The organism is Sphingobium sp. B11D3B (assembly GCF_025961735.1).
Classification (GTDB): domain Bacteria; phylum Pseudomonadota; class Alphaproteobacteria; order Sphingomonadales; family Sphingomonadaceae; genus Sphingobium.
Genome location: NZ_JAOQOF010000001.1, coordinates 1682086 through 1699350, shown reverse-complemented (window position 1 = coordinate 1699350; position 17265 = coordinate 1682086). Strand labels below are relative to the sequence as shown.

Annotated in this window: 14 protein-coding genes; 11 read left to right on the top strand and 3 right to left on the bottom strand. The window is 59.9% G+C overall.

Translation table 11 applies throughout. The annotated features are described in order from the left end of the window. Positions 1–171 precede the first annotated feature (171 nt). Together M2333_RS07985 and M2333_RS07980 are read right to left on the bottom strand one after the other, a co-directional pair. Positions 172–1167 (bottom strand): hypothetical protein, encoded by a 996-nt coding sequence (locus tag M2333_RS07985; protein WP_264611413.1) that lies wholly within the window; start codon positions 1165–1167, stop codon positions 172–174. Beyond that, positions 1167–1697: a hypothetical protein gene (locus M2333_RS07980; protein ID WP_264611412.1), complete on the bottom strand. Its 531-nt coding sequence runs from the start codon at positions 1695–1697 to the stop codon at positions 1167–1169. The genes M2333_RS07985 and M2333_RS07980 overlap by 1 nt, the downstream gene beginning before the upstream one ends. Positions 1698–1732: 35 nt before the next feature. Here M2333_RS07980 and M2333_RS07975 point away from each other — a divergent pair, with 35 nt between their 5' ends. Next, the gene (locus tag M2333_RS07975) at positions 1733–2083 is read left to right on the top strand and encodes a hypothetical protein (protein WP_264611411.1); all 351 of its coding nucleotides are present in this window, start codon (positions 1733–1735) and stop codon (positions 2081–2083) included. 45 nt (positions 2084–2128) lie between these two features. After that, positions 2129–3319 carry a hypothetical protein gene (locus M2333_RS07970; RefSeq protein ID WP_264611410.1) on the top strand — a complete coding sequence of 397 codons (1191 nt, stop codon included), beginning with the start codon at positions 2129–2131 and terminating at the stop codon, positions 3317–3319. A 27-nt stretch (positions 3320–3346) separates the two neighbouring features. Here M2333_RS07970 and M2333_RS07965 read toward each other — a convergent pair whose 3' ends face one another. Next, positions 3347–5539: an SEC-C metal-binding domain-containing protein gene (locus M2333_RS07965; RefSeq protein WP_264611409.1), complete on the bottom strand. Its 2193-nt coding sequence runs from the start codon at positions 5537–5539 to the stop codon at positions 3347–3349. A 200-nt stretch (positions 5540–5739) separates the two neighbouring features. Between M2333_RS07965 and M2333_RS07960 the strand changes: the two genes are divergently transcribed. From M2333_RS07960 to M2333_RS07920, 9 genes are all read left to right on the top strand, one after another. Continuing rightward, entirely contained in the window at positions 5740–6993 is a 1254-nt protein-coding gene (locus tag M2333_RS07960; protein WP_264611408.1) for a metallophosphoesterase family protein, read from the top strand. Then, complete coding sequence (locus tag M2333_RS07955) at positions 6990–9107, top strand: hypothetical protein (RefSeq protein WP_264611407.1); 2118 nt, start codon at positions 6990–6992, stop codon at positions 9105–9107. The genes M2333_RS07960 and M2333_RS07955 overlap by 4 nt, the downstream gene beginning before the upstream one ends. Next, positions 9100–10146, top strand: coding sequence for a hypothetical protein (locus M2333_RS07950; RefSeq protein WP_264611406.1), 1047 nt, complete (start codon positions 9100–9102; stop codon positions 10144–10146). Before M2333_RS07955 ends, M2333_RS07950 begins: the two co-directional genes overlap by 8 nt. 549 nt (positions 10147–10695) lie before the next feature. After that, positions 10696–11100, top strand: a complete 405-nt coding sequence (locus M2333_RS07945) for a DUF2946 family protein (RefSeq protein WP_264611405.1) — start codon at positions 10696–10698, stop codon at positions 11098–11100. A 78-nt stretch (positions 11101–11178) separates the two neighbouring features. Beyond that, complete coding sequence (locus M2333_RS07940) at positions 11179–11715, top strand: DUF2244 domain-containing protein (RefSeq protein ID WP_264611404.1); 537 nt, start codon at positions 11179–11181, stop codon at positions 11713–11715. Positions 11716–11718: 3 nt separating this feature from the next. Continuing rightward, positions 11719–11949 carry a hypothetical protein gene (locus M2333_RS07935; RefSeq protein ID WP_264611403.1) on the top strand — a complete coding sequence of 77 codons (231 nt, stop codon included), beginning with the start codon at positions 11719–11721 and terminating at the stop codon, positions 11947–11949. Positions 11950–11951: 2 nt separating this feature from the next. After that, positions 11952–13961, top strand: a complete 2010-nt coding sequence (locus tag M2333_RS07930) for a TonB-dependent receptor family protein (RefSeq protein ID WP_264611402.1) — start codon at positions 11952–11954, stop codon at positions 13959–13961. Positions 13962–14159: 198 nt separating this feature from the next. Continuing rightward, positions 14160–16277 (top strand): TonB-dependent siderophore receptor, encoded by a 2118-nt coding sequence (locus tag M2333_RS07925; protein ID WP_264611401.1) that lies wholly within the window; start codon positions 14160–14162, stop codon positions 16275–16277. Beyond that, positions 16277–17209: an alpha/beta hydrolase gene (locus M2333_RS07920; RefSeq protein ID WP_264611400.1), complete on the top strand. Its 933-nt coding sequence runs from the start codon at positions 16277–16279 to the stop codon at positions 17207–17209. Before M2333_RS07925 ends, M2333_RS07920 begins: the two co-directional genes overlap by 1 nt. Positions 17210–17265: the final 56 nt, after the last annotated feature.

Sequence of the window (17265 nt, the reverse complement as noted above, 5' to 3'; positions counted from 1 at the left end):
GTAACCTCGATGACTAGGTCATCTTCGAGACGATGGGCCGAGACCTGCAGCCCAAGCCTAGCCGGCGAAGGCATTGGCGTCATAATATTGATAGTTCCGCTGCTATAATTTCTTCCCGGCACGCTCAGCCCCCCTGTCTGCACCTGTTGCTAATTTTCGACGTCCCGTCCGTCAAAACAGGGTACGCACGGCCGCCAAGGTAGCGACCTGCCGGGTCTGGAAGTTCCTGACCAATGTCATCAGCCTCAGATTGATCCTGTCCTCCCGGCCATAGAAGCGGTGCCGGTTCCTGAACCTTTCGAACTGACCGTTCTTGCGATCCGGCATCAGCACGAATCGCTCGATCGCCTGTCCGTTCTCGATTACCTCATAGGCTTTGGGCATATCGTCCAGCAGGCCATCATGGATGAGTAGGTTGCGGACCAGCTCAATTTCGGCAACCTCGTCGCACGCCTCGAACAGCGTCCCGGGGGCATTGTTCAGTTTCAATCGCTTGCGACCCCCGAACAGGAAGTTGGACGAAGCGAGCTTCGGGTAGCTGCTGAAATTCGTCGGCATACGTTCGACTTCGCGCGCTAGCTTGGCCACGTAGTCGAGCAGGCTGTGCAGCCGGATGAAAAGGAAGCCTAGGGTGGAAAATAGCATCGTGACGGTCGGTGATGTGCTCCATCGCGTCCCGTCCTCCTGTGGAATGCCGGGCGCAAAAAAGGGTTCGAGATTGAAGATGCGATAGAATTCGCCGGTGAGTTGGGACACTTCCTTGGTGCATTCCTGGATCGCCGAGACGAGCACTCTGCTGTCATAAAGATAGAGGAGCCGATTGAGATCGGGAAAGCTGGCAAGCTTTACCAGAGCTGCCTCAAAGTCGTCGCGGCCCATAGCAGCTTCTGAGTTGAGACCCGCCTGATCGAGGAACGGCGGCGCTTTGTGGAGCAAGGTGTGATAGCGATTGATGTCGCCGAAGATCTTGGCGGCCAGATCGTTGTGCAATTCGACGCATTCCGCCTCAACGGCGTAGAGGCCGTCGTCTTGGAGGGGTTGCCAGCTTCCCTGCGGCTCCTGACAGAAGCCATCGCCCTTGGCGCCATCGCGAAATGGCGTCGGAATGCCGTTGAGATTCAGGAGCGGAGACGTGGGACCGAGCGCGGGCCCCTCCTTGCGGTCCATCACGCGCCCGCCGCCGGGTACGGCAGCAGTGCCCGCATCCAATCGCTAAGGTCCGGATCCTGCGCTCCGTTCACATATACATCGCAGAGTCTTACCAGACCGGCGGGAAGGTCGAGGGCGATATGCAGGCCCGCTGCATAGCCATAGTCACCGCGCCGGTCGGTCATGCCCTCCAGCTTCCAGATGTCGCCGTCATAGTGTTTGTTGTTCGCCTTCTTCACTTCAATAACGAGGAGGTTCTCGCGCTTGCCGACGCGGTGAACGATGATGTCGGGAACGATTAGCCCTTCGCGGACAAGATCGTCTTCGGTAACGCCATGTCGTAGGCGCTTCGCCACATCCTCCCGGCGGTTCCATTCGTTTCCAACCGACCAGCCTGGAAATCTCGACGGCAGAAGCTGTACCAGCCGTGCCACGATCGCCTGCTCTCCCGGATTTGCATAAATGAGCTCTGCATCTTGGAGCAGCTCCACAACCGCTTCGGCAAATATTTCCAGCGCGGCTTGAGGATCGTCTATCTGGTCTGGCATGAAGTTCGAACATCCCGATCAAGAGGTAGCCAAGCGTGCGCGTCGAAAAAGCAGAAGTCGAACATTACGCGGCGTATCTCAAGGACAAGTCGCGCCCGCCGAGCCGGGGCGGCAATAGCGGTGCATGGCATCAGCACGTCCTTACAATCGGCGGCGAGACATATTCCTTTCTGGCGCCCTGGTCGGGAAAGTTAGTCTACAAGGGCGAAACGGTGAGTTTCGACTGGGAATGGGATTCGAGCGGCAAGTACCGCAATGCCCACCTTGCCAGCGTGGTCGCGTTCAAGCCGAATGGTGAGCAGGTCTGGCGTGGGGATCGCGGCAACAAGAAATGGCGCACCGCGAACACCCGGCCCCCGGGCCGCCGCAGCGAGTGGGAGAATTGAACGATACCATTGCGGCGGCAACAACCAATCTCAGGAACGTTCTGCATGGAAATTAATGATCTCCCGCCAAAAGATGGTGCGCAGCGCGCATACTGCGACAACTGTGGTGGATCGCTTGATCTTGTTTTCGCGCATTTTCACGAGAGCGTGTCGGGCATTGAAATCGACATGAACGGCGTGCCGATGCTTGAATGTCCGAAATGTGGTTTCCGCACGCTCCCAGACCAGACGCGATTCTCGATTATGCGTGCGCACGAGATCGCCACCAAGGAAGGAACATCGATTTTCAAAAGCAATCGTCGCAAAATCACGGAAAGCTTCGACTACACCGATGTGCCGTTCCAGTATGATCCTGACGACTACTACTATTATCCGGGCCTCGTTCGGCCGTGGAACGACGGCTTCCTGACGCCGGTATTTTTCAATCGAACCGTGCTGGCGAAGTATGATGCTGACCCGCGTTATGTCATCCGCTTCGCCTCACCGACATATGGCGACATCCTTGCGGAAGGCTTTACGATCCCGTTTGGCATCAATCGTCATGGTCACCTGATCATGTGGCTTGGTGACATCGCAAAGCTGCCAAAATCCGAACAATATTATCTGATGAGCGAGAACCGTCCTTCGGACCATTCGCTGGGCAGCGAATTCTACGATGGACAGATCGAGTGCATCTTCACCGATCCCACCCATGAAGATCAGCTATTCGCGGCGCGCTCAGATTTCCTCGCAGCCGCCTTCACCCGTTGGGGTGCGAAACTAGCTCACCTCGACGATGAAGTTCTCAATCTTGCGGGTACGCTCAGCAGACCGGTGCACGATTCCGCAGTGCAACGGCAGGCGATTTCGGACCTCCTGAATAAGGTCCACCTTGAATCTCTCGACAATACCAAACTTGGTCAGGTCTTGGCGCAATCCGGCATCGAAGCCGCGGGGACGGGTACGCTAAAATGCCTCCAGGCGTTGCTCGAATCTGTCGATCACAACGGGCTGGTTCATGACCTGATGTCACCCTTTTACGTGCTCTATGACTTTCGCGTCGCTTACTCTCACCTAGGTTCATCGGAGGGCGCGGAAGCCCGAATGAAAACGGTCACCGACCGGTTGAGTCTTGATGGGAGCGCGGAGCTATTTGACGTCTATGATCGGCTCGTTGCCGAAATGACGGCATCGTACACAGCGCTCACTGCGCTTGTGCAACCAGTCAACGACGCCAAGTCCGCATCCCCCGTTTAGGCCGCAGGACGTTTCGGAAACGCCGTGCTATTTGCGCGCATCGGCGTTCAGGTGGCATTTCTTGTACTTCTTGCCGCTCCCGCAATGGCAAGGATCGTTACGGCCCAGCTTCACACCGTTCCGTTTTGTCGGTCGTTGAACCTTCGCCTTCCCGAGTTGCCTAGCGGCACTTTGCAACTCTGGATCGAAGGCCCAAGGGAAAGCGACCTTCTTCCCAAATCGGATCGTCCCATCGGTCGGCGACAGGCTGATGCCATACCAGCTGTCGACCTTCTGCTTGTATTTCCTGAGAGCCATGTGAGCTTCCAGGCGCGGCTCAGCCTCTACACGACGCATGAAGTTGGCATGGATCGTCACGCCAGTATCGGCGAAGCCGAGCGAAAAGTCTGACGAACCTTTTTGCCTCGCTAAATCGAGTACCCGATCGATACCGTCAGCAAGCTCTTTGAGCGCAGATCCACTCAACTGGTAGATCAGCAAAACGAGATCGATCATCGGGCCAAACGGCTCAGCCTCCAAGGCAGCGATGACCGTTTCCAAGTGGCGGCCGTTGCAAACTGTGAGAATTCCCTCCGGCGTGCGCTTCCCCGGCAATCCGAGTCGGCGCGCACCCATCGCAATTTCGAGGTCAGCTGCGAAATCGTCTTCGAGCGCGACCGTGTCGTACTCGTCGTCCAGCCACAGATTGTACTTCAGGTGGTAGGAGAGAAGCGTGATCTCATGATGGATGTGCACCTTCACACCGTATGTGGCGCGAAGCTCCAAGTAGCTGAGAAAGCGCAGCGGCCGATCGAGCATCTCCGCCATTGCGTCCAATGTGAAGATGTCGATCACGAGCGCAGACTGCACGTCCGCGACGTTGCGCTGCACAAGGAACTGGTCAGCTTGGAAGGCTAGAGCCGGGTAATGATCGGCAACGACGCAGATGGGAAAAATCTGCGTCAGCTCAGACGGGATACGGACAGTAGCGCCATCCGAGGTCACAAAGCGGAGGGCCGGGTTCCTGAGTGCTTCCGCGCAGTCCATTGCCTGATCATAGGAATCCTGAATCGCGGCTTTGAAATCGCCTTTGATCTGAAGGTCGTTCCCGCGCCTGGCTTCAAGCGTTAGCCGTTTCGACTTGGCTTGAAGAACGATGGCCCGGTTGCCGAAGAGAACGAGCACGTCGATCTCACCGACCCGATCGCCCTTTCCCCGCTCGATATTCACACCATGAAAAACACGGTCCTCGCCAAATACTTTGCGCAGCCGTTCAAGCGCGAACGCCTCTGTGAACTCACCGCGATGTTTCAGCGCCGTCGGCGCATAAGACTTGTCTGCGCCCAGCCAGTAGAATGGCGTCTCGTAAAGCGCTTCGGCGAGCGCATTCCAGTGAAACAATACGAAACGGTCATCACCGCGCGCCAAGATTGGCGTCGCATTGACGGCATTGAAGTCGTTGAGTGCTCGGAACGTCGGATTTCCATGACCGTTAGGCAGCGCGAACGCGTCGATGCACACCAGCACTCGGTCACACGGTATTCCAATGCTGGCGACGATTTCGTCAGGCTCGAATGTGAAGCTGTCGAGAAAGCGGGGGTCGCCGATTTCGCGCAGTCCGGCGTGGATCGCGGAGGTCAATTTGTCCGTCTGAATTGTGCCGATCGCATTCGCCACAGCAATCATCTCGTCTATCGACGCGCCCTTCGCCGTTTTGATCCAGCTATCATCGGCGGAATATTTCTGGCTCGCGAAATCGCAGTTCTGAAAGGAAAACGCACCTTCTCCGCCGTAGAAGATCGGCTCGCGCATCGCATCGCCTGACGTCCATGGGTTGGGCATGTCGCCGCTCAGAATCGCCTCACGCATGGATTCGACCCACGGCTGGTTCATGCTGTCATGCAGTTCTGACAGAAGCTCTTCTGCGCGCTTCGCAAACTCGCCAGAATTGGCGGGAGCGGGCACGGAAAGATCGGGATCAGATCGCATCATGAGCCCGATCATCGTGAACATTTCGGTGCGAATAAGCCGCGACCGCGAATACAGATGCGCCATGTCTTCCGCGCGCATCTCATCTCTGTACCAAGTGAAATTGTCCCGAGCACAGAGCGACGCGATCACATGGGCGAATCCTGGCGTCGCGACGAGCATAGCCAGCTCATCAAAAACCAACTGCTCTGCCCGCGGATCGCGCCTTTGCGGGGTTGCTTGACCCTGCGTGATGTCACGCTCCGTGCTCAATCATCATCTCCGTTCGCATCGACCGCATGGTTCGCGGACGTGACTTGTCAAAGATCCCAAGGTGAGGAATGACCGTGAAATCCCGAAAATTCTATGAGTATTCACACATCCGCTAACTGCTCTTGCGAGCCCTAGGGGAGTCGTGCGAAGCACCCGTAACTTATGGGGGAGGGAATGAATTGGGATTGCCGCGCGTCCGCTTGTTGCAGATCGGCGACCTTCATTTGCCGTCTGCTGCGCGCAGTCAGCGAGCGATCGATCAAAAAGATCATAGTTTCTCGGTCGAGTTGAGAAATCTCATCTCGCGCCAGCCAATTAAAGCGGTTTTCAAGCGCATCTACAAAATGTGCGAGGTCGGAGACATCGACGCTATCCTGTTGATGGGAGACATGACCGATTTCGGGAAGCTCGACGGCTACAAGGCCGGCCTCGACTATATCGCAAATGCCCTCCAGCTCGGGACAGGGCGGCCCAATCAGTCGATTTTCTGCGGCATCGTCCCCGGCAATCACGACATAGACCGCGAACTCGCCAAACAACCAAGCCTCACCGCAAAGTTTGCTCCGCTCAATGCGGCGCTCAGCGCTGCAGGCCTCGGCCAGATTCCCGTCGACAAATCGATTGTGGAACATGTTGGCCCGACCGATGCACAATGTGCGATCATCCTCATGAACAGCTGCTGGGGCTGCGGTGCCGTCGAATATATCCCGGTCGAGTTTCGCGATACGGTCGGCCCAGCGATCGAGGCGGCGATCGCTAAGGGTGATCCAAAGGTCCTCAGCGCCTATTATGACCGGCAGTTCGACACGCCGGCATTTTCGGATACCAGCATCAGTGATTTGGTCGAGGTCGCGAGCGAGCTACCGCAGGAACAGCAACTCGTTGTGGTCGCGCATCACAATCTTCTGCCGCAGCGCCTGACGCGCCTGGCACCCTACACCGAACTGGTCAATTCGGGCGCGGTGCGCGCCTCCCTAATGGAGGCGCGCAGGCCGATCTTGTACCTGCATGGCCACATCCACACAGACCCTGTGGAAGTGCTTTCGATTCCTGGCGGAGACGCGCTGGTTTGTGTTTCGGCGCCAGCCGCGGAGGCGGGGTTCAACCTGATAGAAATCGTGTTCACTCGCTCGGGCAATCCGCTTGTCGGACATATCTGGCCTTGGACGTTCGATCAGTCAGCCATTCTGCGTCAGGGCGAACGCCTGACGGTGCCCCTCATCGGCAAGCGACGTCGCTCGCTCGATAACGGGCTCGCTCAAGTCTATTCCTATCTACTCGGTGTTCGGCAATGCTATTGGTCAGACCTGCTGCGGGAATGCGGAAAGCACTTTACCACGGCTATTGAAGAGCAGCTTCAGGAATGCGTCGAACTCCTTATGGCCGACCAATCGATCGTCGTCGAAAATTACAGCGCCAAGCGAAATAGCTGGATATTGGAGGCCCGCATATGACCGCCGGCGCCATCAACCCTTTCCGGCCCACGCGCTGGGAGCACCATGCCGATGGCCGGCCGCTGATCTGGTTCACGGAAGAGGCCGAGGAGCTTTCGGCTGACAAGTCGACCTACATTCACGGCACCCGGGGCACTGGCAAGACGACACTGCTCAAAGGGATTTGCTGGGAAGATTTGTGCCTGAACGAGTCGCTCAAGATGCAGCGGCGTCTCGCCGATTTCAAAAACATCGGAATCTACGTCCGCTTCCCGGATCATATCTCGGCATCCATGTCGTTCACCGACTGGGCCGCGATCTTCCCCCAAGTGCAAAACCCCGAATACGAGTTCTATTCGTTCTTTTCCGCTGCGGTCGAGGCCATCTGCATCGAGCGCGTCGCCGATGCGTGCCATCAGCTTCGGGAGATGGACGAGATCTCGATAACTGCGGGCCAAGAACTGCAACTCGTTAGCGACTTTATCGGTGAATTCCCGGCCATCGCTGCATTCGCTTCACGCCCGCCGGTCACCTTTCTGGATCTCGGCCGCTGCTTGCGGCAGATGGTGAGCGCGATGAACCGGGCCTGTGGCCGCGGCACGGTGGGCGACCTGGTCGGAAAACTGCCCGATCGCGAACCCTACCGCATGCTCGCCTATTTTGCCGAGCGGGCGAGTGCAGCGATCCGGTTGAAGACTAGCATGGGCTCTCAAACCGTTGGCTTCAAATTCTGTCTCGACGACTGCGAAGTTCTCAGCCGATTGCAGCGCAAGAGCCTGAATAGCCTGGTCCGGCTCAGCCGCGCGCCCTGCTCCTGGGTCGTGAGTTCGGTGGGCGGCGGCAGGGACGATAGCGAAACCTTCATTGAATCTCAGCCGCTGACCGACGCGGACCGACGGGTCATTTCGCTCGACGGCCGGGACGAGCATGCTTTCAGGCAACTGTGCCAGTCGGTCGTGAGCCTGAGACTGATTTTCTCGCTACCGCACGCGGTAAGGCCGACGCTGAGCCAATCGGAAGTGTCGTCGTTTTTCGATCTGCAACAGCGTCTCGGGCGCTGGGACGTCAACGACATGATGGGAGCGCTCGTCAAACGGTCGGCGCGCCCCGCTGCCGAGCTGCTGAACAAAGGCGCCGGGCAACTGCTCGCGCTCATGCGCAAGAAGCGCAAGAAGGTTCCGGCACGCTACACCGAAGCGGAGGCGCGGTTGCCATTCTACGAGGCTTACGTCCTCATGCTGTGGCGCGGCCGCGAAGAGTCTTTCAAGACGACGCTGGAATCGACCGACGTCGAAAAGCTCACGACATTTGTCGAAAGCTTCGGTCAACCCGGTTTCGAGGCTTGGCTTCGCCGAAAACAACGCGGCGCCTTTCTCCATTTCGCGACGTCATTGGGCATCCGCCGTCTCCCCCTGGCCGGTGCCAACATCGTCGTATCGCTCGCGGATGGATCGATCCGGGACTTTCTCGAGATCATGGGGGAGGTTTACGAAGCCTATGTGGGCGCGCATAAGTGGGATCCCAAGGACCCCTCGAACCTGCATCGTTTCGCCACGAGCCGCACCCCGATTGCGAATTCCATCCAGACCAACGGCATCTATTCCGCGAGCGAGTCCTATTTCGAGGGCGTCAGCCGACGATCCGAGATCGATACCGACGTTATTTCCCGGCTGCTTGCCGGTCTCGGCGAATATACGTCGATGCTGCAGACCAATCCGGGCGATCCACGGACGCTGAGCACGACCGAAAGGGGCGTGTTCTTCATCGATTATGTTTCGGTAATGGCCAGCGGCGCGCTTCCCGACAGCGCCAAGTTCGTCAACGCGGCCATTCGGCAAGCCGAGCTTGCGGGCTATCTGCGGCCGGTGGAAATCAGGCGCCACCAGACCCAGCACGTCGATGGCCAGTTCCGCTCGATCGCCTTTCGTCTCCACCGCCGCTTCTCGCCGAAGTTCCGCTTCTCGTTTCGCGGCGCCTACGAAGGCGTCGCGCTGGATCCCCAGGAGCTTTCGATCCTCTGTCTTGGCGGGGCGACGGTTACGACCCGGGACTGGGCGGAAAACGTCGCGGCAAAGATCCCGGCAACCAGTGCGCAGCTGGAGCTCCTGAGCATAATGGCCCCGGATAATGGCTGACGAACTGGCCGTTGGGGATCTGATGTTCCGCCAGCGAAAATTGCGGAAAAATGAAGTCGCCGCCCGGGCCTATGACGCCGTTATCGCCGGTTTGAGCTGGGAATCGCGCGGTCCCGTCGCCCTGGGTCGCTTCGAGCCGATCGATACGGAATTGACGCTGTTCAAGTTCAGGTCGCGCTCGCCCGAGATGGAGGCCGCGAAGGTCGCGCAGCTCGGCAGTTTCCAAGGTTCTTGGCCTCGTGTGACGGTGAAAGATCTCGATCCTTCGACAGAGGCCGAGAAGAATTTTGCTACGATCAAAGCCTGGCTTCAAGACCTCTATGCCGCAGCTAAACGGCCGCTGTCGCTGCTCGTCGACATTACCTGTATCCCCAAGACATACATCCTCTACCTGATCGGCCTCGGATTCTCCGACGAACTCGTTGCGCGGATCGATTGCCTCTATACGCCGGGAAAATACGATCTCGTGTCGAGCGTGGCTGCGGCGCCTCCGGCTCTCACCGGCCCACGATCCCTGCTATCGGAGGGGGAGTGGCACTCGCGCCAGATCCCGTATCTCGAAGCTAGCGAATACATCGCCAACGATGCTGACTTGCTGGTGACGCTCGGCGGTGAACTCGGCCTCTCGCTGCCCTTCATCGAGCGGTTCGAACCGCGGCGGCTCGGCCTCATCTGCATCGAGGAGACGTCGCCGAGCCGCAATGAACCGATGCTGGGCAGCGAGCGCATGGCTTATGAGGAATTGCTACGCGAACCCAACGCAATCCAAACGGACGTCAAATTGTGCGACGCGCTCGGGGTGGCGCAATACGCCGTCGCCTTCATTCGAGATTCGGTCGCTCGTGGGACCACGATGATGGCCATCGGCTCGAAGCCACATGCGATCGGCATGGCGCTTGCGGGGCTCGCAGATGTGAGAGTCGAGGTAGTGTGCCGAACGCCGGCGTCCTATCGCGCGATCGACGTCCATGCTTCGGCAGATCCCATGCTCTACGAGATCGAAGATCGTTTCGATCCCTTGAGCTACATCGGCTGCTAAAAATGAGTGTTTTGCAGCAGCACAACCGGGAAGCGGCACCGCAGGGCCAATTATTGTTCCGTTAAAGCCGCAAAGCTAGCTCACGGCGGGAGCACGAGACCAATGCGAGCTCCCGCCGCGTCGCCCATCAGCTGTTCAGCTTGTCTTTTGCGACCTTTGCTGGCGCGAGCGATAGCTCCTTTGACGCAGCGATCTGCATCGCGGCGCTGATGGCGGCCTACCTGAACGGCGGGCAGCTTACCGCGATATCGTCCCTGAGTCCGGTCAGTCCCCAACGTCCAACATCATGGCCACTCAGAGCCTCACCATCGGACGTCGGCTGTTGGCCAACTCTGCCGTTCGATGATCAGCTTGGGAACGACAGCAATGTCCCAGCTCGCGTCATTAAGACGGAGATGAAAGAATGTCCCTTTCGGGGTTCTCATTCATCAGCCCGAAAGTCCGACATGGCGGCGGCTCTAGAATTACCACTTCACCGGATGGCGCTCTCTGATGTGGCGGGTCTAAAAGGATGACTTTCCCGTTCCTGGCAAGTAAAGGGCCAGCCACATGTTCCCGCTTCGTACCTTCTTTTTGCGGCATCGCCTCCTGGCCATTGTGGTGGTCATGGCGGCGTTGTGCATAAAGGCGCTTGTCCCAAGCGGCTATATGATTGGGCAAAACAGCAAAATCCTGACCATCCAGATCTGTCATGATGGGATCGGTGAAACGATCACAAAGCAGGTCGTCATTCCCATGGATGGCGAGCACGGCAATTCGAGCGGCAAGCAGGCCAAGGGCGATTGCGCCTTCTCCTCGCTGTCGATGGCGTCGATAGCCGGCGCCAGCCCCGCTCTGCTCGCGGCCGCTTTGGCCTTCCTCATCGCACTCGGCTTCACGCCGACGCGCTTCCCGGCCCTCGAGCGCATTTTCCATCTCCGCCCGCCGCTGCGCGGGCCTCCGGCTCTGATCTGACAGACTGAGTTTTTGTCGGACCGGCCGGTCTGAGCGTTTGACCACGCACATGCACCGGCCCTGCCGGAGCATATTCCTATGTATCAATTGCTGCACCGTTCTTCGGAACGGCCCTGGGACATGTCCAGTTATGCACTGGACAGCCTCCCATTCGCTGATCGCGACAGCGATCGCCATCTCATCCTGCATATGCAGGAGAACCGATCGCACCTCACGCGGGAGGCACGGCTCTGCTTCAGCGTGATCGCGCTGCTGTTCATGGTGACGAGCCTCGCCCCGGCGATGAAAGGCCAATGGCTCGTGCCGGCCTTCTCGATGCTGGCCATGGCGGCACTGACCTTTGCGCTGGAACGGCATGTCAAATCGCGCCCTGCCAGCGAGACACTGGAACTCGCCGACGGTCACGTCAGGCATCGCGACAGTGCGGGCCGCATCGTCCAATATCCCGCTTACTGGATGCGCCTCGCCACCGAAGGACGAAGCCAAGCGGACCTGCGCCTTTTTCTGCGCAGCCGTGATGGCGCGATCGAATTCGGTCGCTGCCTCAGTCTGGATGAAAAGCGGGAGGTCGCTCCGCTGATCGCCGCCGCGCTGGTCAAAGCAGGAGGGCACTAAGCGATGGCCTGGCTCACACTTTCCGATGCGCGGGCGCAGGAATTGCGTCGTTTCCGTCATCGGACATGGATGGTGATCGCGCTGTGCTTTTTCGCACGCGGCGCTGACGCCGCCTTCGGGCTGCACATCATCGAACAGGCCCCGTCCGCCGCAGCGCAGAGCGGCGGCAACTGTCCGGCGAAAGCGAACCGCGCGCCCGACCATCAGCATCTTCAATTCAAAAAAGGAATATAATCGTGAAGACATCCATCATCGCGCTCGTCGCCGCTCTGTCGGCCACTCCAGCCTGGGCGGAAGACGCCGATCAGCCCTCTCGGGCGAGCGACATTATCATCACCGCCACGCCCACCACGGAGCAGGCCATAGCGGAAATCGAACGGACGCCCGGCGGGGTCGAGGTCGTGCCGGATACCGCGTTCAAGAACACGCCGGTGCAGCACATCAAGGACATTCTGGCCTATGTGCCGGGCGTCATCACGCAGCCGCGCATGGGCGACGATGCGCGCGTTTCGGTGCGCGGATCGGGGCTGTCACGGGCCTATGGCTCACGGGGCATTTCCCTGCTGCTCGACGGCGTGCCGATGAACACGGCGGATGGGCTGGTCGATTTCTTCGAGGTCGATCCCAGCGCTTACCGTTATGTCGAGGTGTTCAAGGGCGGCAATGCCCTGCGCTATGGCGCCAATGCGCTGGGCGGCGCGATCAATCTGGTCACGCCGACCGGCCGCGATGCCTCGCCGCTTGATGCGCGCATCGACGTCGGCAGCTTCGGCTATGTGAAGGGCCAGGCCAGCACGGGCGGCGTTTCGGGCGCGCTCGACTATTTCGCAACTGTTTCCGCCCAGCGGATCGACGGCTATCGCGACCATAGCGATGGCGATGCCATTCGCGGCAACATGAATGTCGGATACTGTATTTCGCCCAATGTCGAGATGCGTTTCTACCTGACCGGCGCATCCACCAATCAGCGCATCCCCGGCGAAGTCTCGAAGGCGAGAGCGCTGAGCAATCCCCGCGCAGCGAACCCTGGCTGGGTCGATCAGGACCAGCAGCGCAATGTCGACTCCGTTCGCATATCGAACAAGACGACGATCCGGCTCGACCAGACGGTGCTGGAGTTCGGCGCTTTCTACAACTGGCGCCATGTCGATCACCCGATCTACCAGTATCTCGACTACACCGTCGACGATTATGGCGGGTTCCTGCGCGCCGTGGACGATCGCAATCTGGGCAGTCTGCGCAATCGGCTGATCGTCGGCGCCAATCTCCACAACGGCAAAATGGACACCGAGCAGTTCGTCAACCTGACCGGCGCAGTGAAGGGCGCGCTGACCCAGTCGATGGTCGACACGTCGAAGAACCTCTCCATCTACGCCGAGGACTCGCTCTACGTGCAACCCAACCTCGCACTGATCGCGGGCGTCCAGTATCTGCACGCCACTCGCGACCGCCGCGACCGGATCGGCACGGGATCAGGCCGCCAAAGCTTCGACCTCTGGAGCCCGAAGTTTGGCCTGCTGTGGGACGTTCAGCGGGACGTTCAGCTCTTCGCCAATGTCTCGCGCAGTGCAGAAGTGCCGAGCTACGATGCGGGCATTTTCTCCTCGCCGACCACGAGCATGGAGGCGCAGCGCGCGACGACCTACGAGATCGGCACGCGCGGACGCAGCGGCGTCATCGGCTGGAATGTCTCGCTCTATCGTTCCGAGATCCGCAACGAGTTGCAGTGCCTCACGCTCTTCCCATGGGCGCCGTGCACCACCACCAATGCCGATCGCACCGTGCATCAGGGGATCGAAGCAGGGCTGGATGCCACGATCCCGCTGTCACCTTCCGGGGGCAGCCTCGCGCTGACCGCCGCCTACACTTACAGCGACTTCTTCTTCGACGATGACGCCATCTACGGGAACAATCGCATCCCCGGCGTGCCGAAGCATTATCTGCGTGCCGAGATGCTCTACAAGCATCCCAGCGGCTTCTACGCTGGTCCAAATGTCGAATGGGCGCCCGGCCATTATTTTGCCGACAATGCCAACACGCTGACGGTCGATCCCTATGCGTTACTGAACCTTAAGGCCGGGTTTGATCTGGGCGAGCGCTGGTCGCTCTATGTCGAGGGCCGGAACCTCACCGACAAGCGCTACATCTCTACGGTAGCCATTGCCGGCACGGCCAGCCCGACATCGGAGATCTTCAGTCCGGGCACCGGCCGGGCCGTCTATGGCGGCGTGCGGTTCCGGTGGTGACGCCCGTCAAGCCAACCATCTCCGGCAGGCTCCGCCTATCGCACGATCTGGCGCTGCTGCTGCCACGGATCGGTTCGTGAGCCGCGCCGCCCGGCCGCTCACCTGCATCGCAAAATTGAACGCCGGGCGGCGGCGCCGCCTGCGCCGCTCGACTTCCAGCGTCGTCACGGACGCCCTCAAAAGATCGAAGGTATTATCATGAACGGACATTTTCTGAACGGCGCTGCAACCTGCGCAATCGTGGCGCTGGGTTGCCTGAACTCCGCAGCTCACGCACAAACATTAGCCGAAGCCCCGCCAAGTTGGGCGGGCGATACCATCGTCATCACGGGAAAGCGCGAGGGCTATGCCGTCCCCAAGTCGAGCGCGGTGACGCGCACCGATACGCCGCTGATCGAGGTGCCCCAATCGGTGCAGGTCATCACCCGCTCGCTCCTGCAGGAGCAGGATCGCCGCACGCTGGGGGAGGCGCTGGTCAACGTTTCTGGCGTGACACCGACGCGATCAGAGGAAAACCTGTTTATCCCGCCAATTCTGCGAGGCTTCCCGGGCGAGGTCTATATCGATGGCCTGCCGATCTTCGCGGGCAATCAGCAAGCCTATGACCCAAGCAGCCTGATCGGCGTCGAGCGGATCGAAGTGCTCAAGGGACCAAGCGCCACGCTTTACGGCGGTGGCCTCGGCACGCCGCTGGGCGGCATCATCAATGTCGTGACCGAGCGACCATCCGACATGACGGGCGGATATCTGGCGATGCGCGCGGGCAGCTTTTCGACCTGGAATCCTTTCGGTGACCTCAATGTGGCGCTGGCGTCCGGCATCTCGGCACGGGTGGCAGGTGAGTATCAGAGCACCAAAAGCTGGATCGACAATGTCGGCGGCGAGCGCTGGTCCATTCAGCCAAGCCTCTCATTCCAGATCGATGGCGATACCGACTTACTTCTGCAGGGCCAGTTCAACCGACGCCGCCAACTGGAATATTCCGGCCTGCCTGCCGATGCGGCGTTGGCCGGCATGCTCAATCGCAATGCCTTTCCCGGGTCGCCGATCGGCCAGCCCCGCACGAGGAACGACAACAATATGGGCACGGCCACCCTGCGCCATGCCTTCTCGGATCGCGTCAAACTGACTGTCACTGGCCGCTATTATGACAGTGACGTCGATGAGAGCGGGAGCTTCGTCTATCCCGGTCTGGCCGGGACAGGCACTCTGGCGCCGCTCTATGACGTCTTCCCGATCACCATGGCCAACCGCATGAAGGAGGCGACCGTCGATGCCAACCTTGCCGCGAAGGCCGATATGCTGGGCGGCGAACATACGCTGCTCGTCGGCGCCAATTACGACTGGACCAGCTTCTACAGCGCCATGGGCCTGTTTGTCAGCGACAGCCCGTCCGGCACCATCGACCTTTCCAATCCAGCTTATGAGCTGCGCTACACGCCCCAGACTCCGGTCAACAGCTATACGGACGACCGGTTCGAGACGTTCGCCGTCTATGTGCAGGATCAGGCGACTTATGGTAGCCTCCATCTGACCGGCGGCCTGCGGCTCACCCGTCTGAAGTTCATCGAGAACAGCAATTTCGGCGTCGCGAACGACAAGACCTACACCCATGTCTCGCCCCGCATCGGCGCGACCTTCGACGTGGTTTCGGGCATTGCGCTCTTCGCGGGGTACGCGACGGCGTTCCGTGCGCCGTTCGGGTTCATCGGGACACAGGCGGCGAAGCCTGAGATCTCCAGCAGTATCGAGGGTGGCGTCAAGCTGGCGCTGCCCAAGGCCGGCCTCTCCGGCACGGTCGCGGCCTTCCGGCAGACGCATGACAATGTCGTCGCCGCCGACCCGGCCAATGTGGGGTTCTACATCCAGAGCGGACGGCAGCGCGCAAGTGGCGTGGAAGTCGATCTGGTGTGGGAGCCGACCCCGGCTTTTTCGCTGCTGGCGAACTATGCTTATACCGACACCCGGGACGATGGCGTTGCTCCCGGCGATACGCTTGCCCGCGTGCCCAAGAACAGCGGGCGAGTCGCAGCGCGCTATCGGGTGCTCAATGGTCCTGCAAAGGGGCTGTCGTTCGGGGCTGGGATCACCGCCTTCACCTCGCGAGAACTGACGCTGCCCAACAGCATCGCGGCTCCCGGATACGCCGTGATCGATGCGCAGGCCACTTATGATCTCGGACGGTTCTCCCTCGGCATATCCATCGTCAATCTCGGCAACCGAAAGGCCTGGGATCCGCACAGCTATATGGGCTATCCGGTCGTCTCGCCCAATCAGCCACGATCGGCCTTCGTCACGCTCAAGGCGCGCCTCTGATGGTGGAGACCTTCAAGAAACCTCTGGGAAAAGCGGCGGGTCTCATGATGGCAGCCGCGCTGCTCGGCGCGACGACGGCTATGGCGCAGACGACCACAGGCGGGGAGATCATTCCGCTCTATGCGAAGGGAGCAGTCGCTTCGCTGGGAGTCCCGGAATCGCGGGACACCCTCGAAACCGGCGAGACGATGATCTTCAACGTCAGCGAACCCACGCTGGAGGTGTTTCGTCCCGAGGCCGGAAGCACCAACGGCACGGCGGTCATCATCGCACCGGGCGGCGGGTTCGTTGGTCTGGCCTACGAGGCTGGCGGGACGGCTATCGCCCGTCAGTTGGCGCAGCGGGGCGTCACCGCGTTCGTGCTCAAATACCGCACCATCAAAAGCGCCGATGACGCGATGCACATGCCCGAAATCCATATGAAGGAGATGGATGCCATCATGGCGCGCGCCAGAAACGGTGTTCCGGAGCAAGTGCCACCTTTCGCGGGCGAGGAGCATGCGGTGGAGGATGGTGTACGCGCCATGTCGATCGTGCGGCAACATTCCGCTGGATGGGGCATCGACGCCAAGCGGATTGGTTTCCTCGGTTTTTCATCTGGCGCATTCCTTGCAGCCAATCTCGCCATCGGGGACAAGGTCTCGCGGCCCGACTTTGTCGGCCTGATCTATGGCGGGCTTCGCACGCCGGTTCCCCCCGATGCGTCGCCCGCGTTCATTGCCGGAGCCGCGGACGACGAGTTCACACCGAATGATCCTGTCCAGCTCTATACCGCCTGGCGGAAGGCGGGCGCTGCCGCTGAGCTTCATATCTATGAGCGCGGCGGACACGGGTTCGATCTGAAGCCCAAGGGCGCTACCAGCGACCACTGGTTCGATGAACTGATCTGGTGGATGCATTCTCGTGGCTTGATGGCGCGAGCAAAGCGCTGATCGAAAGCGGCATGACCTCGGATCGCAAGTCCACCAATGACCAGTTTCGGCGAAAC